Genomic DNA, 22,003 nt, shown 5'->3' with positions numbered 1-22,003 from the left:
CAGGGTGGTTGCGCGAGAGCGGCAGGATCAATGCGCCGCTTTTGCCTCGCTGCCGTCTTCAGGCACATCGCGCGCATGCGAAGAGAGATTGAGCAAACCATTGCTCTGCGCATACTGGAAAAGTTCGGAGTCGCGATCGAGTCCGAGCTTGCGCATTGCCGTATTCTTTTGAGTACTAATGGTCTTAATACTCCGGCTAAGTTTCTCGGATATTTCTTTAATCGTCATGCCTGAAACAAAGAGCCGCACGACTTCGAGTTCTCGCTTTGAGAGAATCACTTCGTCGGTTCTTCCGCCGCTGTTGATGCGCAATTGATCGAGCGCAATCTTCACCTGTGGGCTCATGTACTCGAGATTGCGGCTCACGTGCTGCACCGCGAGGCCGATGTGGCTCAGGTCGTCGGATTTGTGCACGACCGCGATCACACCGAGCTCGCCGAGGCGTTTGAGCAGCGCGGCATTTTCGAGCATCGTGAGGACAACGATGGGAACGTTCGGGAAGTTGCGCCGCAGGTAGCCGATGAGCGGCAATCCGTCGCCGTACTGGCCGCCCGGCATGGCCAGGTCCGTGACAAGCACGTCGCAGGGAACCGTTTGCAACGCCTTGACGAGTTCCGTGGACTGGCGGGCGCGACCAACGACCTGGATCCCGGGAAAGTTGAGCAGTGCATGTTCCGCACCAAACAAGATCACCGGATGATCGTCGGCGACTACGACCCTGATTGGTTGCTGCATTACCCCTCCGTGTAGGCAAACCTGCTTATCTCTCCGGCGCGCGGCCAGTCCATATTTCGCTTCTTGTTTCTGGCGTCCGATGGCTCCACGAGCCCGTGCAGGAGAATATATGACTATAGCGGAATCCTCCTGCGCATTCTGTACGCGCGCAGGCGAAAGCTCGCTCGTTTATACCGCTATATTGGATCAAATTCGGACTAGGGAACAATTCAAAACTTTCCTTCAGGACTACGTGGCCCGAATTTCACAAACATACAGGAGAACTCGCTGATGCGTACTCCCTATGACTTTCAGCCAGGTTGCGCGCGCCGTGCAGCCGTATGTGCGGGCCTCGCAATCGCGAGTGTCGTGCTGACAGCCAATCTAGCCTGCGCGGGCGAAAAATTCACGGTAACGAGCGCCGATTTCAGTGACGGCGGAAAAGTCGGCCCGCGTCAGGTCTTCAACGATGCTGGCTGCAATGGGCCGAACCAATCACCAAGCTTGACCTGGCGCAATGCTCCTGCAGCTACGCGCAGCTTTGCCATTACGATCTTCGATCGCGACGCGCCAGGACGCGGCTGGTGGCACTGGGCCGTCGCAAATATTCCGGCAAACGTGAAGAGCCTGCCGGAGAACGCCAGCGCTTCGGGCGCGCTGCGCAAGCTCGGCGCGATCGAGGCGCGCAACGACTTCAACATCGAGGGCTACGGAGGACCGTGCCCGCCGCCGGGCAACCCCCATCGCTACGTCGTCACCGTCTATGCGCTGAACATCGAGACGCTCCCGCTCGCGCAAGGCCGCCCCGCGGCGCTGTTCGATCGCGAGATCAGCGGTTCGACGCTTGGAAGCGCGCAATTGACTGTGACATACGGGCGCTGACCCAAACAGGCCGGCGCAGCTCGCGACCGATGCGCCGTGCGACGGATGCTGCAACGCGGAAGTGCTTAAGATGATCTCGTGCCTTCGGCGTGCGCGTTGCCGCCGTCACCGACCGCTGGCTGGCCGGCCGCGCGGCGAGCGCCTGAGCCTTGGCTTGCGGGTAAGCCCCCGATTTTTTCCAGACGTGTTCACACGTGCGTCCGCATGACGTCTTAAAATACCGTTCCAGCGCCGCCCAAGGTGATGGCGCCCCGCAATCCCCGCGTTCAGAGAGACTGAGATGAGCACGAAAGTTTTTGTCGACGGACAGGAAGGCACGACCGGCCTGAAGATTTTTGAATACCTGTCGCCGCGCACCGACGTCGAGATCCTGCGTATCGACGACGCGAAGCGCAAGGACGTCGAGGAACGCCGCCGTCTCATCAACGCTTCGGACGTGACGTTCCTGTGCCTGCCCGACGTCGCCTCGCGCGAGTCGGCCTCGCTCGTCGAAAACGACCGCACGGTGCTGATCGACGCGAGCACGGCGTTCCGCACGCAGGCCGACTGGGCCTACGGCCTGCCCGAATTGACCAAGGCGCAGCGCGACAAGGTGCGCAAATCGAAGCGCATCGCGGTGCCCGGCTGCCACGCTTCGGCGTTCATCCTCGCCATGCGCCCGCTCGTCGAAGCCGGCCTCGTCGCGCCGGATTTCGCCGCACACAGCTACTCGCTCACGGGCTACAGCGGCGGCGGCAAGAAAATGATTGCGGAGTACGAAGCCGGCGGCAATGCGAAGCTCGCGAGCCCGCGCCCGTACGCGCTCGGCCTCACGCACAAGCATCTGCCGGAAATGGCGGTGCACGGCGGACTGAAGTCGGCGCCGGTGTTCACGCCGATCGTCGGTCCGTTCTACAAGGGCCTCGCGGTCACGACCTATTTTTCGCCGAAGCAGCTCGCGCGCGGCGCGAAGCCGCAAGACGTGCAGGCGCTCTTCGCCGAGTACTACGCGGGCGAGCAATTCGTACGCGTGGCGCCCTTCAACGCCGATGACAACCTCGACGCCGGCATGTTCGACGTTCAGGCGAACAACGACACGAACCGCGTCGACCTGTTCGTGTTCGGCAACGACGAGCAGTTCGTCACCGTTGCGCGCCTCGACAACCTGGGCAAGGGCGCCTCGGGCGCGGCGATCCAGTGCATGAATCTCGCCATTGGCGCGGCCGAGAATACCGGCCTGAATGCCTGAAACACCGCGGTTCGCAGCGCAAACAAAAAAACCGGCTCGTTGAGCCGGTTTTTTTACGCCCCTACGCCCGTGCTTTGCACCGATGCAAAACCTGCAGACGAAAAAAAGCCCGCCAATGTTTGGCGGGCTGAATCCATATCAGAGGAGACATGGAGGAGACAAGAAGCAGTATATCGACTAGCGTGATGCAATGCAACATGTAAAGTAGTGCGCACCCTGAATGTTGCGCCACAACAACACGTTCATTATTGTCCTGTCATCGACAGGATGAACATCAACTGATCGAGCCCTACTGGCCGCACGAGATGCACGTCGAAGCCCGCCGCTAGCGCCTCGTCGCGATGGCGCGATTCGCCCCATCCGGCGAGCGCGATCAAAAGCGCAGCGCGCTCGCCGCCGACCGCGCGCAATTGCCGCACGATCGTTGCTGGCTCGTCCTGCACGAGCGAAAGCGCCACGATCGCCACGTCTGGCGCGCCGCGCGCGGCAAGATCGATCGCTTCGTCGAGCGTGCGGGCCACAGACACGCCGTAGCCAAGATCTGTCAGCAAGGTGCTGAGGCCGCTTAGCGACTTCTCGTCGTTATCGGCGATCAGGATGCGCGTCTCCATCCGCCGTTCTCCTACCCTGAAGTGGCCTCGCAGTCAGATCTCCCCTCTTGATCTGGTACGTGCCTGTCATCGTCATCGGTTCCCCGTCCCCACATCGCGGGCAGCGCGGCAACCCCGGCCGCTGTCCATCGAGATGCGCCACATTGTGCTCAGCCGCCATCCGGGTCTTTGTGCGTCACCGCGCGGTTGTCTGAAGATTTTGATCGCAAAACGCCTGCGAACGTTCGCCGCGCCTCATTGCGCCCCGTCATCTCACAACGACGCTCAGCCGCGGCCGGCACGCCGTGCGGCCACCTTGCCGAGCACGGCGAAATCGCGCTCGCCGTCGCCGTGCGCCACGGCCTCGAGCAGACTGTCGCGCAGCACGCTTGCGAGCGGCATGGGTGTCGCGGCGGCGTCGGCGGCGGCCAGCGCGAGCCGTACGTCCTTCAGGCCGAGACGTGCCTTGAAGAGCGCCGGCTCGTAGCGGCGCTCCGCGATCATGCCGCCGTAGCCTGCATACACCGGGCCCGGAAACGGGCCGCCCGTCACGACGTCGAGGAAGTCACGCATCGCAACGCCGTAGCCGTCGAGCAGCGCTGCCGCCTCGCCAAGCGACTCGACGGCCGAAGCCAGCATGAAGTTCGCGGCGAGTTTCATCACGTTCGCCTGCTGCGGCACGGCGCCGACACGCCATGTTTTCTGGCCAATCACGTCGAAAAGCGGCTGCACGCGGTCGATCGCCTCAGCCGCTCCTGCCGCCATGATCGTGAGTTTCGCCGCCTGCGCGGCGTCCGGACGCCCGAGCACCGGGGCCGCCACATAGTGCAGGCCGCGTCCGGCATGCTCGCGCGCCAGTGCTTGCGCCAGTTCGACGGAAATGGTCGCCATGTTCACGTGCACGAGGCCTTGTGGCGCATGGTCGAGCAGCGTTGCGTCGATGACCTCGCGCAGCGCGGCGTCGTCGGCGAGCATCGAGATCGCGGCGTCGCCGGCAAAGGCCTCGCCCGGCGTACCGACGATGCGCGCGCCCGCGTTGGCGAGCGCCTGCGCTTTCGCAGCCGTGCGGTTCCAAACGCGCACCGTGTGACCGGCCTTCAGCAGATTGCCGACCATCGCGCCGCCCATTTCACCAAGACCGATAAAACCGATGTCCATCGCCTGCTCCTTCCAATAAACGAGGGGAAACCCGGAGGAAAGGTGCAGTACAGCACAAGACGGGCCGCCCTGCAGGCACGCTCGCGCGCTGCGCGAACGCCCGTACGCGCTCTGACAGGCGGTGCGATACTGCTTCACATGGTCACCGCCACCTTCCGCTTTTACGAGGAGCTGAACGACTTTCTTGCGCGGCCGCTGCGCCGGCGTGCGTTCAGTTGCGCCTGCGCGCGCAACGCCACGGCGAAACACATGATCGAAGCGCTCGGCGTGCCGCATACGGAAGTCGAGTTGATTCTCGTGAATGGCGAATCGGTGGGTTTCGACCATCCGCTTGCGGACGGTGACCGCGTGGCCGTCTACCCGAAGTTCGAGGCGCTCGACATCCGGCCGCTGCTGCGCGTGCGCGACGCGCCGCTGCGCGAACTGCGCTTCGTCGCCGACGCGCATCTTGGAGGCCTCGCGCAACTCCTGCGGCTGGCCGGTTTCGATACGCTCTACGACAACCACTTCCCCGACGACGAGATCGAGGCGCTCGCCGCCGCCGAGCACCGCATCGTGCTCACGCGCGACCGCGAGCTGCTCAAGCGCCGCACCATCACGCACGGCTGCTACGTGCGCGCGCTCAAGCCGCGCGTTCAGGTCCACGAGATTTTCGAGCGTCTCGACCTCGCGGCGAGCGCGCGGCCGTTCCGGCTCTGCCTCATGTGCAACGCGCCGCTGCGGCCGATCGAGCGCGCCGCGGTGCGCGAGCGCGTGCCCGCTGGCGTCTACGACCGGCAGACGCGCTTCGTGACCTGCGACGTCTGCCAGCGGGTGTTCTGGGAAGGCTCGCACTGGCAGCGCATGCGCACGCTGATCGACGGCCTCACGCGCCCCGCCGACGAAGTGCACACGTCACACAACCTGCATGAGCGGCACAACGGCCATGAGGGGCCGGATCGCGACGGCGACGCGTAGTGGTATTCACGGGTATCCGCACGTAGCCGCGATGGACTCACGCAGGCGTTTGCGTACAATGCGCGCCACCGCCCAACACCGGAGCACGACATATGGCCATGAAGAAAACCGACCTTGAGAAGAACAAGGCGCTGAAACTGATGCAAGCGACGCACAAGAGCGGACCCGAGCGCTTTGGCAAGGGCGCAGTGCAGCCGGCGCTGGACCGTCGCGAACAGCGCAAGCTGGACCAGGCGCAAGGGCTCGTGCCGTTCGCGTGCAAGCTCAACGCCGATCTCGTCGAGAAGCTGAAAGCGCGCGCCGAGGGTCACCCCGGCGGCGTGAGCGGCCTGCTCACGGAATTGCTGGAAGCTGGACTCGCGCGCGACGCGTCCTGAACGCCTACCCGCGGCGCGCGCGCATAAAAAAAGCCAGAGCAGATGCTCTGGCTTTTTTTATGGCTGAAGGGCGCTTTAGTTAGCCTGGCCCTTGTCTGCCGTACCGGCGGCCGATGCGCCTTCCGACACAGCGGCACGCTTGCCGTGGTGCTTGAGTTCCTTGTGGTGCTTCTTGGCCTTTGCCGGTGCGCTAGCTGCCGGTGCGGTCGCAGCCGGAGCCGATGCGTCTTGTGCGAATGCCTGAGCCGTAACCAGTGCGAACGATGCTGCGATGAGCGAGGCGAGAATCTTTTTCATCTGTTGTTCCCCAAACCTGACAATGAATGACCGGCACGTTGTGAATTTGAACAGCGTGAAACAGCGAAACGATCCGCTTGCCGATCTGGGCGGGCGTTTCGCGCGAAGCAGTATTACGCAGCGTAGGGCGTTTGTCATCCGCTAATGGCCGGGTGTATTTTCCGGGAGACAATTCCCTTTCAATTCGGATACGATCGCCATTTACGCGTTCGTTTTCCTGAAGTTCGTGGTTTTTTCACGTAATACGCTGAATCGGCGTGCCCCAAGTAAATTCGGGCCAGATTTACACCCGATTCAGATGCAATCGCGAAAAGGGGCAACCTGCCCCTAGCGCAACAGGGCACTGCGCGCCACGCGCGCCGAACGTGCCAACCGCGCCGACCATCGAAAACGCCGTCGCGCCCGTTTCCCGCAAAAAGAGATCTCCGCTTGCAATCCGCCACCCGCCGCCACCTGCGCGCCAACCTGCTGATGCTGATCGCCGCCCTCATCTGGGGCTCGGCCTTCGTCGCCCAGCGCCTGAGCCTCGACGCCATCGGCCCGTTCCTGTTCACCGGTCTGCGCTTCCTGCTGGGCGCGGCCGTCGTCTCCGTCTTTTTGCTTGCACGCCGCAGCGCCGGCCGGCGCTCCGCTGCGGGCAGCGGCAGCGCGGCGGCAGCGCTGTTCAACGGCGCGCTGCTGCGCTCGGGCACCGTGCTTGGCCTCGTGCTGGCCGTCGCCATCTCGCTTCAGCAGATCGGGCTCGGCTACACGAAGATCGCCAACGCCGGCTTCATCAGCTCGCTCTATGTCGTGATCGTGCCGATGCTCGGCGTGCTGCTGCGCCATCGCACAGGCATCGGCACATGGGTCGGCGCCGCGCTCGCGGCGATGGGCCTCTACTTCCTCAGCATCAACGAGCACTTTTCGGTGATGTACGGCGACTGGTACCAGCTCGGCTGCGCGCTCGTGATCTCGATCCAGGTCATGCTCGTGGGCCACTACGCGCCGCGCCACGATCCGCTCGCGCTTTCGATCGTGCAGTTCGTCGCCTGCGGCGTGGTGTGCCTCGCGATCGGGCTCGTTTGCGAACCGCTGCGCGCCGCCGACATCGTGCGTGCCGCGCCCACCATCCTCTATGGCGGCGCGCTTTCGGTGGGCATCGGTTATACGCTGCAGGTCGTCGCGCAGCGTGACGCCGCGCCCGCGCACGCCGCCGTGATCTTCAGCATGGAAGGCGTGTTCGCCGCACTCGCGGGCTGGGCCGCACTCGGCGAAACGCTCACGCCGCGCGCACTCGCCGGCTGCGTGCTCATGCTCGCCGGCTTGCTCGCCTGCCAGCTGCTGCCGGCCTGGCAAGCTCGCGTACGCGCCCGGCAAAGCGCGGCTACCCAACCGGCCGAAACGGCGTAAAGCGTAAATGGCGTAAAGACGAAAAAGCGTAATGCGCGCCAGGATTTTTCGGCGCGGGTATCGCGCTCTGCACTTTTTCGATGAATGGCGTCACTCGTTAGCGACGCCATTTTTTTGTCTTGTGGATAACGCGCAATGACGCCGCGCAGAACCAGGTTATCCACGTCTACCTCTGGACAACCTGGGGACGACCTGGCGAACGAACTGTGGACGACTTCTTGATAACTACGCACCAGGCGTTGCGGCCTGAAAAGTTATCCCAGGAGCTCGCAACGCGTACAGGTATTGTCCGCATGGCTATCCGTTTTGCATCGGTATGAGCCGTCAGGCAATTTTCCTGTTGTCCACAGTTAATGCCAGGACTTGTTAACTGCTACTACTTATAAATATAAATACTGAAAAGACAATGGGAAAACGCGCGACGCTCGCTGCGCTCGCGTGCTGCGCATTCGCGCAAAGACATTGCGCTCTATGTTCTCTGTGTTTAATCGCGCGTGAGAACGCTATCGACGTATCGCGGCAAGCCGAGCAACGCACGCCGCGCGATCGATCTGCGGATCTCGCTGCGTCTGCCGGAAAAACTCAGCGTCTCGCCCGCGCTATGCACGCGGCCGTCTTCGATGCACGCCCAAGCCAGGCAATGCGTCACGACTGCACCTGGCTCGTCCTCTTCGTTGGCAAGCCAGCCGATGCTAGCCAACGCAACGCTCGCGCGACCTGCGCTGCGCGCAAGCGCGCCTTCGGCGGCTTCACGCGCAATCGCAACGCTCACGAGTCCATTGTGTTCGATCGTCTGCGCACTCACGCCGGCCAGCGTCGCAAGCGCCGCTTCCGAATGCGCCACGCTAACGAGATCGAGACAACCGCGGGCGCCGCGCTGATCGGCCAGCATCGCACCGATCGCGCCGGCCGTACCGGTTTCGATGCTCGCGAGCACGAGCGAGCGCGACTTCAGATAGCCGACGATCTGCTTCGCAATGTTCATGACGGCAAGCCTAGTCGCCCGCCATCATCCGCTCGATGGTCGATTCGAGATCGAGCAAACCGACGGTCGCGGGCTTGGCCTCTACGACGCCGAAGCATTCCGTGCGGCGCGGCGCCGGATCGACGAGGAAATTGCGCGCGTAATGCCCGCAACGCTCGGGGGGGAGAAGCCGCTCAGGCGGGATCACCTCGAACGCCGTGCCCACGGCGATGAAGAGATCGTCCGGCGTCATGTCGCGCTGAATGCGCCAGAGCGTCTCGTACTCGGGCGCGGCCTCGTTGAAGAACACCACGCCGGGCTTCACGCCCTCCACCTGCCCGCACGACGGACAGGCCGCTTGCGGATCGAGCGCCCGGCCGGAGGCGGGAAAGCGATAGTCGCAGTCAGTGCACAGAAGCGAAATCATGTCGCCGTGCAGATGCGTGACCTGGCGCGCGCCGGCCTGCTCGAGCATGTCGTCGATGTTCTGCGTGACGAGATGCACGCGCTCGGTGCCCCAGTCGTCCTGCCACTTCGCGAGCAACTGGTGGGCGGCGTTCGGGCGCGCGTCGCCGCATTCGGCGATGCGCTGGTTGTAGAAGCGGAAGACCGCGGGCCGGTTGCGGCGCCACGTGAGGTAATTGCAGACTTCGTCGATGCTCGCGTGGGACCAGATGCCGTCGCCGGTGCGGAACGTCGAAATGCCGCTCTCCGCGGAAAGGCCGGCACCGGAAAACACGAACAGGCGGGGTAGTCTGCCGGAGTGCCCCGGTTGCCGGGATTGCGCCACGTTTGCCACTTTTGCCTCCTTGATCGAACGGCGACATTATGACCTTACAGCGTCGTTTCGGCTGAGGTTCGCAATGGCGCGGACAGGCCCACGGTCCCAGCGAGCGCACTGCGCGCCCTCTGGAGCGACGCAGCGCCTTTGGCCAGCCCAGCCTACGCCGCGAACCGCGGCAGCCGCCTGAGCGGCCTCTCAATGCCTCCTGCCGCGATTGAACAAACAAAAAGGGGATGCCGCAATGGCATCCCCTTTTTCAACCGGCGCGATCAGCGCGCGAACAACCTCACTCCACCGTCACCGACTTCGCGAGATTGCGCGGCTTGTCCACATCGGTGCCGCGCGCGCAGGCCGTGTGATACGCGAGCATTTGCAGCGGCACGACGTGCAGGATCGGCGAAAGCAGCCCGTAGTGCTCCGGCATGCGGATCACGTGGATGCCGTCTTCGCTCGCGATGTGCGTATCGGCATCGGCGAACACGTACAACTGGCCGCCACGCGCGCGCACTTCCTGCATGTTCGACTTGAGCTTTTCGAGCAGTGCGTCGTTGGGCGCCACCGTCACCACGGGCATCGCCTCGGTCACGAGCGCAAGCGGCCCGTGCTTGAGTTCGCCCGCCGGATACGCTTCGGCGTGGATGTACGAGATTTCCTTGAGCTTGAGCGCGCCTTCGAGCGCGATCGGGTAGTGCAGCCCGCGCCCGAGGAAGAGCGCGTTTTCCTTGCGCGCGAATTCCTCCGACCACGCGATGATCTGCGGCTCCAGCGCGAGCACGCCGTTCAGCGCGGCCGGCAGGTGGCGCAGCAGCTTCAGGTGCGCGGTTTCCTGCTCGGCATTCACATGCCCGCGCAGCTTGCCGAGCGTGACCGCGAGAATGAACAGGCCGACGAGCTGCGTGGTGAACGCCTTCGTCGACGCCACGCCAATCTCACGCCCCGCGTGCGTGAGGAACTTGAGTTCGGTGAGGCGCACCATCGCGCTCGTCGCCACGTTGCACACCGCGAGCGTGTGCGCCATGCCGAGCGACTGCGCGTGCTTGAGCGCGGCGAGCGTGTCGGCGGTTTCGCCCGACTGCGAGATGGTCACAACGAGCGCGCGCGGATTCGGCACCGACTCGCGATAACGATATTCGCTCGCGATCTCGACATCGGTGCGGATCTTTGCGACCGACTCGAGCCAGTACTTCGCCGTCAGGCCCGCGTAGTAGCTCGTGCCGCACGCAAGAATCAGGATGCTGTCGATGCCCTTGAACACCTCGAGCGCGTTCTCGCCGAAGAGTTCGGGCGTGAAGGCGTCGGTGGCGGGAATCGTGTCGGAGATCGCGCGCGGCTGCTCGAAGATTTCCTTCTGCATGTAGTGGCGATACGGGCCGAGATCGACCGCGCCGCCGTAGGCGCCGTAGGCCTGCACGTCGCGCACTTCGCGCGTCACGATGTTGCCCGCGCGATCGGCAATGCGCACGCCTTCCAGCGTGATCTCGCACACATCGCCTTCTTCCAGATAGCTGATGTGCTCGGCGCTGCCCGCAATGGCGAGGCCGTCCGACGCGATGAAGTTCTCACCCTTGCCATAGCCCACCACGAGCGGCGAACCGGCGCGCGCGCCGACCACCGTATGCGGCTGGCTCTTGTGCACCACGCCGATCGCGTAAGCGCCCGCGAGTTGCTGCACGGCCTCACGCACGGCGGCGAACAGGTCGCCTTGATACAGGCTGTGGATCAGGTGGGCGATGACTTCGGTGTCGGTCTGCGAAACGAATTCGTAGCCCTTCGCGCGCAGCATTTCGCGCAGCGATTCGTAGTTCTCGATGATGCCGTTGTGCACGATCGCGAGCGTGTCGCGCGAGAAGATCGGGTGCGCGTTGTTCACCGTGGGCGCGCCGTGGGTGGCCCAGCGCGTATGCGCAATGCCGGTCACGCCTTCGAAGTGCGTCTCGCGCACCTGCTCGTCGAGTTCGGCCACGCGCGCGACGCTGCGCACGCGCTGCGGGCCGTCGGCCGTCACGACGGCGACGCCGCACGAGTCGTAGCCGCGATATTCGAGGCGCCGCAGTCCTTCGATCAGGACGGGAACGATGTTACGTTGCGCAACCGCGCCGACGATGCCGCACATGGATTCGATCCTTTGCAATGAGAGGCGTGGTCGCCGCGCGATGTTTGCCGCGCGGCGACCTGTGTTTCAACCGTTCACTTCTTGTTCTTCACCGGCCGAACGTAGCCGGTTTTCGCGATCTGCGTTTTCTCGTTGAGCACGAGCGTCGCTTCGGGCACGTCCTTCCACACCGTCGTGCCCGCCGCGATGGTCACGCCGCGGCCCACGCGCACGGGAGCGACGAGCTGCGTATCCGAACCCACGAACACGTTGTCTTCGATGATCGTGCGATGCTTGTTCGCGCCATCGTAATTGCAGGTGATGGTGCCCGCGCCGATGTTCACGCCCGCGCCGACATCCGCGTCGCCCACGTAGCTCAGGTGGTTCGCTTTCGAGCCCACGCCGATGTTCGCGTTCTTCACTTCGACGAAGTTGCCCACGTGCACGTCGTCGGCGAGCCTGGCGCCTGGGCGCAGTCGCGCATACGGTCCGAGCACCGCGTTCGCGCCGACCGCCGCGTTTTCGATGTGCGTGTAGGCGTCCACGCGCGTGCCCGCGCCGATCGACGCACTGCGAATCACGCAGTTCGGGCCCACGCTCACGTTGTCCGCCAGCGTCACCTCGCCTTCGAATACGCAGTTCACGTCGATGAACACGTCGCGCCCGCAGTTAAGCGAGCCGCGCACGTCGATGCGCGCCGGGTCCGCGAGCGTCACGCCCGCCACGAGCAGCGCCTCGGCCACATTGCGCTGATGCACGCGTTCGAGTTCGGCGAGCTGCTGCTTGCTGTTCACGCCGAGCGTTTCCCATTCGTCGTCGGGCTGCGCGGTCACGGCCGGATGACCGGAGGCGATCGCGGCTTCCACGACGTCGGTGAGGTAATACTCGCCCTGCGCGTTGTCGTTCTTCAACGCGGCGAGCCAGCCCGCCAGCGGCGCGGTGGGCGTCACGACGATGCCGGTGTTGATCTCGGCGATCTTGCGCTGTGCTTCGTTGGCGTCCTTCTGCTCGACGATGCGCTCGACCTTCCCCGCCGCGTCGCGCACGATGCGGCCGTAACCGGTCGGGTCGTCGAGCGTAACGGTGAGGATGCCGTAGCCGTTCGGGCCAGCGGTCTCGATGAGACGCTTGAGCGTCGAAGCGCGCGTGAGCGGCACGTCGCCGTAGAGCACGAGCGTGGGCACGTTCGCGTCGAGCAGCGGCAGCGCCTGCGCGAGCGCGTGGCCCGTGCCGAGCTGCTGCGCCTGGACGGCGAACTGGACGTCGGGCGCGCCAACGGCCTCGCGCACGGCCTCGCCACCATGGCCGACCACGACGACGAGCCGGGTGGGCGAAAGCGTGCGGGCAGTATCGATGACGTGCGAGAGAAGCGGCTTGCCGGCGAGCGGATGGAGCACTTTCGGCAGCGCGGAGTGCATGCGTTTGCCCATGCCTGCCGCGAGGATCACGATGTTCATTGCATCGGTGACTGGAAGAGGAATGAAGCGGCCGATTTTAGCATGCGGGGTATCCCGGACACGCCGGCCGGCCGGGCTCTCGTGCCCCGATAAACACTCTTTTACAACGTCTTTTCGGGCCGTCTTGCTCAGATAACAAAAACGCTCCGATGCGGGGTCGGAGCGTTTGAGAAAATCGCAGAGCCGGCTTAGAGATCGTCGAACGGCGTGAACTTGATCGCCGTGCCTTCCGCGGGCGCCGGCTCGGTCGAGCACGGCTCTTCGTCGAATGCGATGTCGCCGGCCGGATCTGCCACGCCCGTCGCGCGCAGGCCCGCGAAGTTGAACAGGTTCGCGTCCATGAGGTGCGAAGGCACGACGTTGCCGAGCGCGTTGAACATGTTCTCCACGCGGCCCGGGAAGCGCTTGTCCCATTCGCGGATCAGCGCCTTCATCTCCGCGCGCTTCAGGTTCGGCTGGCTGCCACACAGGTTGCACGGGATGATCGGGAATTCGCGCAGCACCGCGTACTTCTCGAGATCGGTTTCCTTCACGTAGGCAAGCGGCCGGATCACGACGTTCTTGCCGTCGTCCGATTGCAGCTTGGGCGGCATGCCCTTGAGCTTGCCGCCATAGAACAGGTTCAGCAGCAGCGTTTGAAGGATGTCGTCGCGATGATGGCCGAGCGCGATCTTGGTCGCGCCCAGTTCGCCCGCCACTCGGTACAGAATGCCGCGGCGCAGGCGCGAGCACAGCGAGCACGTCGTCTTGCCCTCGGGCACGAGGCGCTTGACGATGCTGTACGTGTCCTGATTCTCGATGTGGTACGGCACGCCAACCTTGTCGAGATACTCGGGCAGCACGTGCTCCGGAAAACCCGGCTGCTTCTGGTCGAGGTTCACGGCCACGATGTCGAAGTGGATCGGCGCGCGCTCGCGCAGGCGCAGCAGCACGTCGAGCATCGCGTAGCTGTCCTTGCCGCCCGACAGGCAGACCATGACCTTGTCGCCGTTCTCGATCATGTTGTAGTCGCCGATCGCCTGGCCGACCTGACGCACGATGCGCTTGAACAGCTTGTTGTTCTCGTAGGCTTCCTTCTGCTCGCGGCGCGTGAGCGCCTGGCGGCCCGTCTCTTCGGTCGCGGCTTCCTCGCCGACGGGTAGCGTTTCGGGGGCGTTCATGAATCAGTCCTCTTTGATGCGAAAGACTTCGACGCCCACCGCGTCGCAGTCCGGATAAACGTCGGGCTTCTCGGTCGAGACACGCACCGCGCGCACGAGTTCGTGCGAAAGGAGCGCCGCGGCGAGATCGTCGCAGAGCGTCTCCTGCAGATGGATATGGCCCTTACCCACGCGTTCGGCCACGGTCGAGCGCATGAAGTCGTAGTCGACGACTTCGCGCAGCTTGTCTTCGTGCGGCGTGGTCGTTGCGAGCGGCACGAACAGATCGACGTTGATGACGACGCGCTGCTCGCCGCGCTTCTCGAAGTCATGCACGCCGATGTTGATGTGCACTTCATAGTCGCGCAGGAAAAGCCGGCGGCAATCGGCGAGCCGGGGGTGAAGCAAAACGGTGGACATGTAGGTTCCAGTCGATAAAAGCGTGCGTTCTTTCGCACGTATGCCGGCGCGGCGCGCCCGGCGGGTCGTTCAGCCGGTCTGCAAAACCGCTCGTGCGCGGCGGCTTGCGTTCCTTTGTCTTCGTCAGCACCGCGGGTTCGCAGTTTTGCGCGCGGCGGTTTGTGCATTTAGTTGCAAATTTTGTTGCAACCTACGTGCGTGATCGAGGCTTCAGCCGCCCGTCAAAAACATCACATCGCGCGGCAGCGGCACGAGGTGCTGGCCGCCGTCCACGACGAGCGTCGTGCCGGTCACGCCTGCTGCCTTCGCCAGATACAGCGCGGCTTCCACGAGATCCGCGGGCCGCGACGCGCGCTTGAGCGGCGTGACCTGATGCGCGGCGGCGAAGCTTTCCGGCGTCTGGTCGCCCGACTGCAGCGTGAGGCCAGGCGCGAGCCCCACCACGCGCACCTTTGGCGCGAGCGCCTGGGCGAGCGCGACAGTGGCGTTCTGCAGCGCGGCCTTCGTCAGCGTGTACGACAGATAGTCGGGGTTCATGTTGTACAGCTTCTGGTCGAGCACGTTGATCACGCAGGTGCGCAGCGTCTCGTCGTCCACGGCTGCCTCGGGCGTCGCCTCGTACAGCATGCGCGCGAGCACGAGCGGCGCACCCACGTTGATCGCCATGAGCTGCAGCAGCTTCGTGTAGCCCACATCCTGCGCGGTGTCCTCGTCGAAACGCGAGGCATTGTTGAGCACGCACGCAGGCCGGCCGAGCGCCGCCGTGCAATCCGGCACGAGCCGCGCCACCTGGGCTTCGTTGCCGAGGTCGGCGTGCAGCGCCACGGCCCTGCGGCCCAGCGCCGCGATTTGCGCGACGACTTCGTCGGCGGCCTCGCGCGACTCGCCATAGTGCACCGCGACGTCCCAGCCGCGCGCCGCAAAGCCGAGCGACAGCTCGCGGCCAATGCGGCGCGCCCCGCCCGTCACCAGCACGACGGGCGCGTGGGCGCCAGAATCGGGGCGCGATCGTTCGCCAGATGCGCTCATGTCGGCGTCAGCCGGGCGGATGCCGGGAGTTGCGCTCATTTACAATGCCGGGATGAATCCGAAAGCTCACGAACCCGATAGTTTACCTGTTCCCGAGCCGATCGCGCTCGCGCAGTCCGAGGCGCTCGCGGCCACGCTGCGCGCCGAGATCGCATCGGCGGGCGGTTGGCTCCCGTTCGACCGCTACATGGAGCGCGCGCTCTACGCGCCGGGACTCGGTTACTACAGTGGCGGCGCGCGCAAGTTCGGCCTCCTGGCCGCAGACGGAAGCGACTTCGTGACCGCGCCCGAGCTTTCGCCGCTTTTTGCCGCGACGCTCGCGCGTGCGGTGGGCGAAGCGCTCGCCGCCAGCGGCACGCGCCGCCTGATGGAATTCGGCGCGGGCACCGGCCGCCTCGCGGCAGGCGTGATGCTCGCACTCGACGCCGCAGGCGTTCCATTCGATTCCTACGCAATCGTCGATCTTTCGGGCGAATTGCGCGAGCGCCAGCGCGAGACGATTGCTGAATTCGCGCCCGCACTCATCGATCGCGTGACGTGGCTCGATGCGCTGCCCGCGCAGTTCGAAGGCGTCGTGATCGGCAACGAGGTGCTCGACGCCATGCCGGTGCGCCTCTTCGCGCGCAAGGACGCCGTATGGCACGAGCGCGGCGTAAGCGTGAACGGCGACGGCGCCCTCGTCTTCGCCGATCAGCCCGCGAACTCGGGACGCGATGCGAACTGGCCCGAGAGCGCGCTCGCGGGCGTGGAAGGCAGCGAAGACTACGTGACCGAAACGCACGAAGCCGCGCTCGCGTTCACGCGCACGATTTGCGCGATGCTCCAGCGCGGCGCGGCGTTCTTCATCGACTACGGATTTCCGCGCCACGAGTACTACCATGCGCAGCGCGAGCAAGGCACGCTGATGTGCCACTACCGGCACCGCGCGCATGGCGACCCGTTCCTCTATCCCGGTTTGCAGGACATCACCGCCCACGTGGAATTCACAGGCATCGCCGAAGCGGGCGTCGAAGCGGGTGCGGACCTGCTCGGCTACACCACGCAGGCGCGCTTTCTGATGAACGCGGGCATTACCGAAGTGCTCAGCGAGATCGATCCGCGCGACGCGCAGCGCTTCCTGCCCGCCGCGAATGCGGTGCAGAAGCTCGTTTCCGAAGCGGAGATGGGCGAGCTGTTCAAGGTGATCGCGTTTTCGCGCGGCATCGACGAGACCATCGCGGCATTCGCGCGCGGCGACCGCAGCCACACTCTCTGACGCTCATTTGACACTCACGCCCACGCGACCATGATCCGCTGGTTTCTCACCACCTTCATCGCTGTCGCGATTCTCTCCAGCGCGCAGCCGTGGCTCAAGAAGCTCGGCATCGGCCGGCTGCCGGGTGACATCACGCTGCGCATTTTCGGCCGCGAGTATCCGCTGCCGTTCATGTCGACGCTCGTGCTTTCGATGGCGCTCTCGTTTCTCGTGCGCGTGCTTTGAGCGAGCGCGCCCGAGCCGCTTAAGCCGTCGCGAGCGCGCCTTCCACCGCCGCCACGCGCGCCTGGTGCACCGCTTCCTTGATTTTCTCGGCGCCGCCGCGTTCGATCGAGCGCGCAATCGCCCCCGCATCCACGCCGCGCGCGGCCACGAGCGCCACGCGCAGACGCTCGGCCTGCGGATAAGGCGCGTTCTCCCAGTTCAGCCGCCCGCGCAAATCCGCCTCGCAGGACTGCAGCGCCTCGGCGAATCGCGCCGGCTTGCGCAACGCGTCGCAACGCTCGAGCATGCGCACGAGCGCAGCCGCCCCCATCTCCATCACGCGATGCACGTTGCCGTGCTCGCGCGCAACCAGCACCGCCAGCTCGCGGCAGTCGTTGGGCACGCGCAGCCGGTCGCACAGCGGTTTGAGCAGATCGACGCTGCGCCCTTCGTGGCCAATGTGACGCGGCAGCACGTCCTCAGGCGTCGTGCCCTTGCCGAGATCGTGCGTGAGCGCGGCGAACCGCACAGGCAGCGTGTAGCCCTGCGCAGCCGCATGGTCGATCACCATCATCACGTGCACGCCCGTGTCAATTTCCGGGTGATAGTCGGCGCGCTGCGGCACGCCCCACAGCACGTCGACTTCGGGCAGCACGCGCGCGAGCGCGCCGCAATCGCGCAGCACCTCGAACATGCGCGAAGGCTTCGCTTCCATGAGACCGCGAGCGATTTCCTGCCACACGCGTTCGGGCACGAGCGCATCGACTTCGCCCGATGCGACCATCTCGCGCATGAGTTCGAGCGTTTCGGGCGCGACGGTGAAATCGGCGAAACGCGCGGCGAAACGTGCGATGCGAAGAATGCGCACGGGGTCTTCGAGAAACGCCTCACTCACGTGGCGAAACACGCGCGCTTCGAGATCGCGCGCGCCGCCGAACGGATCGACGACCTCGCCCGTGAGCACGCCGCCGGGCTGCACTTCGCGCGCCATTGCGTTGATCGTGAGATCGCGCCGCGCGAGGTCTTCTTCGAGCGTCACGTCGGGCGCGTAGAAGAACTGGAAGCCGTGATAGCCCGCCGCCGTCTTGCGCTCGGTGCGCGCAAGCGCGTATTCCTCATGTGTCTCGGGATGCAGAAAGACCGGAAAGTCCTTGCCCACCGGACGATAACCCTGCGCGGCCATCTGCTCGGGCGTCGCGCCCACCACGACATAGTCGCGGTCGCGCACGGGCAACCCGAGCATCTCGTCGCGGATCGCCCCGCCTACGACATAGATCTTCATTCGTCGTCGCGTTCGTCGTCGGCGACGATGTGTGTTTCGCGGCGCGCGGCTTCCACCCACTCGGCCACCGCGGGCAGTGCGCTCACGCGCTGCGCGTACGCCGCCGCTTCGGGCGAGAGCTTCGGCTGGTAGCTATTGAAGCGCATGACGACCGGCGCATACATTGCGTCGGCAATGGTGAATTCGCCGAACAGGAACGGGCCGCCGCTCGCGGCCAGGCACTCGCGCCAGAGCGCGTCGATGCGCGCGACGTCGGCGAGCGCGCCGGGCGTGGCCCCGGCGCCAGGCTTCACTTTGCGGATATTCATCGGCATGTGGTTGCGCACTTCGCCGAACCCCGAATGCATCTCGGCGCTCACGCTGCGCGCGCGGGCGCGTGCGTTCGCGTCGCGCGGCCACAGCGCATGCTGTGGGAAGCGCTCGGCGAGCGTCTCGGCAATCGCGAGCGAATCCCATACGGAAAAGCCGTCGTCGGAGACGAGGCACGGCACCTTGCCCGAGGCCGAAAACGCAAGGATCGAGGACTTGGTGCCCGGCTCGTCGAGCTCGATCAGCACTTCCTCGAATGCAATGCCGAAGTGCTTGAGCAGCACCCACGGACGCATCGACCACGACGAATAGTTCTTGTCTCCGATTACGAGCTTCATTGTTCACATGACCGTAGTGAGTTGAAAAAGCGCCTGCTGGTAGTCCGCCTTTCGGCTAGCGACCGGCACTGGCGCGAAAGATGTTCAGCCGCGAGCGCAGCGAGGCGTCGGCGAGATAGAGCGGCGCGATCGTCTCGATGCTCGCGGGCTCGATATCGAGCTCGGGCGCGAGCGGTCCCGTGAGCACGCTGTCCACCTTCATCGAATCGAGATTATCGCGCGTGAGCACCGGCACGCCGGGCGCCATCTCGAACGACAACGCCTGCAGGCGCCCGAACGCGTCGGGCAGCCGCACGATTCGCGCGTGGCGGCCCACCGCTTCGCCGCAATACTGCAGCAACTGTTCGAGCGTGTAGACCGTCGGGCCGCCGAGTTCGTAAGTGTGCCCGCTCGCGGCGTCGAGATCGAGCACGTTGACGATCGCCTTCGACACATCGCCCACGAACACCGGCTGGAACTTCGCGTCGGGCATGGCGAGCGGAATCATCGGAAAGAGCCGCTGCAGCAGCGCGAAGCGGTTGAGGAACGTGTCTTCGGGACCGAACACGACCGAAGGCCGGAAAATCGTCGTGGCGAGCGCCGTGGCCGCGTGCACGGCTTTCTCGCCGTCGCCCTTCGAGCGCAGATACATGCTTGGCCCGCGCGGATCGGCGCCGAGCGAACTCATATGAATGAGGCGATGCACGCCCTTGCCTTCACAGGCGGCGACGATCTTCGTGGGTAAATCGACATGCAGCTTCGCGAAGCCCGGCCCGTAGGGATCGCCGCGCCCGCCATTGAGTGTGCCGACGAGATTGATGACGGCATCCGCGTTTTCGACGAACGCCGCGAGCGCGACCGGATCGGACACATCGGCCTCGATCACGTCGACGGGCAGCAGGGTGAGATGGCGGGCGTTGTAGCGGCGGCGGGTGGCGACGCGCACGTCCTTGCCCGCCTCGACGAGCGCGTTGACGAGATGGCTGCCGATGAATCCCGAACCGCCGATGACCGCAATGGCTTGATGTCTCATCTTCGACCTCCTCGGGCAGACGGCGCCGCCGCGTACGAGGTCCGGTTCGTCCCGCAGCGCGCCAACCCAAAGGTGGAGCACGCAGCGTGCCGTCATGCCGCGCGTTTCCGTATGAAGGGAAGCGGCGCGGCGTGACAGTCCGGCGCTTACGGCGAGATATAGCCGAGACGCGCCTTCAGCGATTGCGGACGGCCCTCGAACAGCGCCGCATAGTAGACCGTGTTCGACAACACGTTTTTCACGTAATCGCGGGTTTCCTGGAACGGAATGGTTTCCGCGAAGATGGCGCCTTCGACGCCGCCCTGCAAAGTCTGGCGCCACGCGCGCGGGCGGCCCGGCCCGGCGTTGTAGCCCGCGGTGGCGAGCACGGCGGAGCCGTCGAACTGATTGTAGATCATCGACAAATAGTTCGTTCCGAGCAGGATATTCGTGTTGAGATCGTTGAGTTGATCGCGCGAGAGCGGGCCGAGGCCGATCTTCTTCGCGACCATCTGCGCCGTGGCCGGCATGATCTGCATGAGGCCGCTCGCGCCCACGCCCGACTTCGCGTTGAGAATGAAACGCGATTCCTGGCGGATAAGGCCGTAGGCCCATTCGACGTCGAGGCCGTTGGTCTGCGCGTCGCGCTCCACTACGTCGCGGAACGGCGCGAGATAACGCAGCGAGAAGTCGTGCTCGGTCTGCGTGCGGTCGGCCGTGTTGACGGTGCGGTCGAGCAGCTGGATGCGTTTCGCGTACTCGGCGACGGCGAGCAACTGCCGGTCGCTCATACCGCGCAGCGGCCAGTTCCACTCACGATTGCCTTCGAGCCGCAGGTTCAGCGCATAGAAGCGCTGCGCGAGTGCGAAGCCCGGCGTTTGCGCGGCCTGCGCGATTTCGGCGTCGCTCACGGCGGTCTTCGGCGGGATGGTGATCTTCTGGCCGAGTTCTTCGGTGGCGAGCTGGCCGTAGAAGTTGTAGCCCTGCGAGATCGACGCGAATTCCTGGTTCGCCGCGCCCGTTTCGCCCGCCTGTTTGAGCGCGCGCGCGTGCCAGTAGACCCACGACGGTTGCGCACGCAGCGCGGCTGGCATCTGCTCGATCGACCAGCGCACCATCGTCCAGTCGCCGCCCAGCAGCGCGGCGCGCGTACGCCATTCGTAAGCCGGGGTCGAGAGCGGCGCGTTGACCGAGAGGCGATACCAGCCGAGCGTGGCGGGCAGGCGCTTCAATGCGCCTTGATAGCCGATCGTGCCCCAGCCGATCGCGCGCTCAGGCGAAGTGAGCTGCGGCGCGACGGTGGCGAAGGTGGCCGCGGCCATCGCCGGATCGTTGGCCGCCATCACGGTGATGGCGAGCAGCGCGAGCTGGTGCGATTGCGGATCGCCGGTGACACCTTGCGCGAGCGTGAGCGGCGGCGTGCTCACGGCCTGGCTGAACGCGGTCGGGTCGGGGCGCTGCGAAAGGCCGTCGAGCAGCTTCGCGCCGGTCGATGTCTGATTCTGCTCGTACGCGAGGCGGATCTGCTGCCACACGTCGTCGCTCGAGAACTGGCCTTTGATGGCGAGCGCGGTGATGAGATCGACGCAGCCGTCGCCGTAATAGCGCGGCTCGACGAGCAGCGCGCGCGCGTCGTTCGCGACGTTCTCGCCGCGCGACGCACGCGACTCCAGCGCGTAGCACTTCACCTGCGTGTCGTCGTTGAGCACGAAGCGCGAGTATTGCTGGTCGAAATTCGCCCAGTCGTGGCGCGCGCCCAGCACGGTCAGATAGTCGTTGCGCATGCGGTCGGCGATCGCCTGGCCGTCATAGCGCTGCAGGAACGACAGCACCGGCGCATCGGGCGCGTCGATGCGCGCGTGGCCTTGCGAATCGAACAACTGCGGCTTGAGCTGGAAGTATTCGAGATACGACGGCGCCGGGTAATCGGGAATCATCGCAGCGAGTTGCGCGGCGCGCGCGGGATCGTTGTTGCGCGCGGCTTCGCGAAGCTGGATGAAAGTCTGGTCGTCGTTGGAAAGGACTGCGCCTACGGGCAGTGCGACGGGGCGCACGGCGTCCGCCGTGCTGCATGCTACGAGTGCCGCTGCAGTCAGTGCGAGACCGACCACGCGATATACTCGGACAAGGCGTTTGGACATCGT

General features: G+C 65.1%; 22 protein-coding genes. 7 read left to right on the top strand and 15 right to left on the bottom strand.

The annotated features are described in order from the left end of the window. Nucleotides 1–27 precede the first annotated feature (27 nt). On the bottom strand, nt 28–735 hold the full coding sequence (locus tag VSR72_RS37930; protein ID WP_342957347.1) for a response regulator transcription factor: 708 nt from the start codon (nt 733–735) through the stop codon (nt 28–30). A gap of 270 nt (nt 736–1,005) precedes the next feature. Here VSR72_RS37930 and VSR72_RS37925 point away from each other — a divergent pair, with 270 nt between their 5' ends. Both VSR72_RS37925 and argC read left to right on the top strand, forming a co-directional pair. Then, nucleotides 1,006–1,596, top strand: a complete 591-nt coding sequence (locus tag VSR72_RS37925) for a YbhB/YbcL family Raf kinase inhibitor-like protein (RefSeq protein ID WP_342957346.1) — start codon at nt 1,006–1,008, stop codon at nt 1,594–1,596. A gap of 280 nt (nt 1,597–1,876) precedes the next feature. Then, the gene (argC, locus tag VSR72_RS37920; protein WP_342957345.1) at nt 1,877–2,824 is read left to right on the top strand and encodes an N-acetyl-gamma-glutamyl-phosphate reductase; all 948 of its coding nucleotides are present in this window, start codon (nt 1,877–1,879) and stop codon (nt 2,822–2,824) included. Nucleotides 2,825–3,069: 245 nt separating this feature from the next. Here the strand turns inward: argC and VSR72_RS37915 are convergent, their stop codons facing one another. Then, nucleotides 3,070–3,435: a response regulator gene (locus VSR72_RS37915; protein WP_342957344.1), complete on the bottom strand. Its 366-nt coding sequence runs from the start codon at nt 3,433–3,435 to the stop codon at nt 3,070–3,072. Between the two features lie 264 nt (nt 3,436–3,699). Then, nucleotides 3,700–4,572 (bottom strand): NAD(P)-dependent oxidoreductase, encoded by an 873-nt coding sequence (locus VSR72_RS37910; protein ID WP_342957343.1) that lies wholly within the window; start codon nt 4,570–4,572, stop codon nt 3,700–3,702. 138 nt (nt 4,573–4,710) lie between these two features. Here VSR72_RS37910 and VSR72_RS37905 point away from each other — a divergent pair, with 138 nt between their 5' ends. Together VSR72_RS37905 and VSR72_RS37900 are read left to right on the top strand one after the other, a co-directional pair. Continuing rightward, a complete protein-coding gene (locus VSR72_RS37905) occupies nt 4,711–5,529 on the top strand; it encodes a Mut7-C RNAse domain-containing protein (protein WP_342957342.1) in 819 nt (272 codons plus the stop codon). A 92-nt stretch (nt 5,530–5,621) separates the two neighbouring features. Beyond that, the gene (locus tag VSR72_RS37900; protein WP_342957341.1) at nt 5,622–5,906 is read left to right on the top strand and encodes a hypothetical protein; all 285 of its coding nucleotides are present in this window, start codon (nt 5,622–5,624) and stop codon (nt 5,904–5,906) included. Nucleotides 5,907–5,981: 75 nt separating this feature from the next. On the opposite strand, the gene VSR72_RS37895 is transcribed toward VSR72_RS37900, so the two are convergent. Next, a complete protein-coding gene (locus tag VSR72_RS37895) occupies nt 5,982–6,203 on the bottom strand; it encodes a hypothetical protein (protein ID WP_342957340.1) in 222 nt (73 codons plus the stop codon). A 429-nt stretch (nt 6,204–6,632) separates the two neighbouring features. Here VSR72_RS37895 and VSR72_RS37890 point away from each other — a divergent pair, with 429 nt between their 5' ends. Continuing rightward, on the top strand, nt 6,633–7,595 hold the full coding sequence (locus VSR72_RS37890; RefSeq protein ID WP_342957339.1) for a DMT family transporter: 963 nt from the start codon (nt 6,633–6,635) through the stop codon (nt 7,593–7,595). Nucleotides 7,596–8,079: 484 nt separating this feature from the next. Here the strand turns inward: VSR72_RS37890 and VSR72_RS37885 are convergent, their stop codons facing one another. The 7 genes from VSR72_RS37885 to VSR72_RS37855 all read right to left on the bottom strand — a co-directional run bounded on the left by VSR72_RS37885 (nt 8,080) and on the right by VSR72_RS37855 (nt 15,480). Beyond that, nucleotides 8,080–8,580: a CinA family protein gene (locus VSR72_RS37885; protein WP_342957338.1), complete on the bottom strand. Its 501-nt coding sequence runs from the start codon at nt 8,578–8,580 to the stop codon at nt 8,080–8,082. A gap of 10 nt (nt 8,581–8,590) precedes the next feature. Then, nucleotides 8,591–9,358: a Sir2 family NAD-dependent protein deacetylase gene (locus tag VSR72_RS37880; RefSeq protein ID WP_342957337.1), complete on the bottom strand. Its 768-nt coding sequence runs from the start codon at nt 9,356–9,358 to the stop codon at nt 8,591–8,593. Between the two features lie 271 nt (nt 9,359–9,629). Further along, a complete protein-coding gene (gene glmS, locus VSR72_RS37875) occupies nt 9,630–11,456 on the bottom strand; it encodes a glutamine--fructose-6-phosphate transaminase (isomerizing) (protein ID WP_342957336.1) in 1,827 nt (608 codons plus the stop codon). Between the two features lie 74 nt (nt 11,457–11,530). Then, nucleotides 11,531–12,892: a bifunctional UDP-N-acetylglucosamine diphosphorylase/glucosamine-1-phosphate N-acetyltransferase GlmU gene (gene glmU, locus VSR72_RS37870; RefSeq protein ID WP_342957335.1), complete on the bottom strand. Its 1,362-nt coding sequence runs from the start codon at nt 12,890–12,892 to the stop codon at nt 11,531–11,533. A 188-nt stretch (nt 12,893–13,080) separates the two neighbouring features. Then, nucleotides 13,081–14,052 (bottom strand): tRNA 2-thiocytidine(32) synthetase TtcA, encoded by a 972-nt coding sequence (gene ttcA, locus VSR72_RS37865; protein WP_342957334.1) that lies wholly within the window; start codon nt 14,050–14,052, stop codon nt 13,081–13,083. 3 nt (nt 14,053–14,055) lie between these two features. Next, nucleotides 14,056–14,451, bottom strand: a complete 396-nt coding sequence (locus VSR72_RS37860) for a dihydroneopterin aldolase (RefSeq protein WP_342957333.1) — start codon at nt 14,449–14,451, stop codon at nt 14,056–14,058. A 210-nt stretch (nt 14,452–14,661) separates the two neighbouring features. Further along, nucleotides 14,662–15,480 carry an SDR family oxidoreductase gene (locus VSR72_RS37855; RefSeq protein ID WP_342957365.1) on the bottom strand — a complete coding sequence of 273 codons (819 nt, stop codon included), beginning with the start codon at nt 15,478–15,480 and terminating at the stop codon, nt 14,662–14,664. 52 nt (nt 15,481–15,532) lie between these two features. Between VSR72_RS37855 and VSR72_RS37850 the strand changes: the two genes are divergently transcribed. Together VSR72_RS37850 and VSR72_RS37845 are read left to right on the top strand one after the other, a co-directional pair. After that, on the top strand, nt 15,533–16,735 hold the full coding sequence (locus tag VSR72_RS37850) for an SAM-dependent methyltransferase (protein WP_342957332.1): 1,203 nt from the start codon (nt 15,533–15,535) through the stop codon (nt 16,733–16,735). A gap of 30 nt (nt 16,736–16,765) precedes the next feature. Further along, nucleotides 16,766–16,960: a DUF2905 domain-containing protein gene (locus VSR72_RS37845; RefSeq protein ID WP_321915292.1), complete on the top strand. Its 195-nt coding sequence runs from the start codon at nt 16,766–16,768 to the stop codon at nt 16,958–16,960. A gap of 19 nt (nt 16,961–16,979) precedes the next feature. Here the strand turns inward: VSR72_RS37845 and VSR72_RS37840 are convergent, their stop codons facing one another. From VSR72_RS37840 to VSR72_RS37825, 4 genes are all read right to left on the bottom strand, one after another. Beyond that, nucleotides 16,980–18,221, bottom strand: a complete 1,242-nt coding sequence (locus VSR72_RS37840; RefSeq protein WP_342957331.1) for a multifunctional CCA addition/repair protein — start codon at nt 18,219–18,221, stop codon at nt 16,980–16,982. Next, nucleotides 18,218–18,868, bottom strand: coding sequence for a glutathione S-transferase family protein (locus tag VSR72_RS37835; protein ID WP_342957330.1), 651 nt, complete (start codon nt 18,866–18,868; stop codon nt 18,218–18,220). The genes VSR72_RS37840 and VSR72_RS37835 overlap by 4 nt, the downstream gene beginning before the upstream one ends. A 55-nt stretch (nt 18,869–18,923) precedes the next feature. Further along, on the bottom strand, nt 18,924–19,880 hold the full coding sequence (locus VSR72_RS37830; protein ID WP_342957329.1) for a complex I NDUFA9 subunit family protein: 957 nt from the start codon (nt 19,878–19,880) through the stop codon (nt 18,924–18,926). A 146-nt stretch (nt 19,881–20,026) separates the two neighbouring features. Beyond that, nucleotides 20,027–22,000 carry a transglycosylase SLT domain-containing protein gene (locus tag VSR72_RS37825; protein ID WP_342957328.1) on the bottom strand — a complete coding sequence of 658 codons (1,974 nt, stop codon included), beginning with the start codon at nt 21,998–22,000 and terminating at the stop codon, nt 20,027–20,029. Nucleotides 22,001–22,003: the final 3 nt, after the last annotated feature.

Origin of the sequence: Paraburkholderia sp. JHI869 (assembly GCF_038900775.1) — a bacterium.
Taxonomy (GTDB): Bacteria; Pseudomonadota; Gammaproteobacteria; order Burkholderiales; family Burkholderiaceae; genus Paraburkholderia.
Note: the sequence above shows the minus strand (reverse complement) of the source record. Positions and strands in the feature narration are given on the sequence as shown.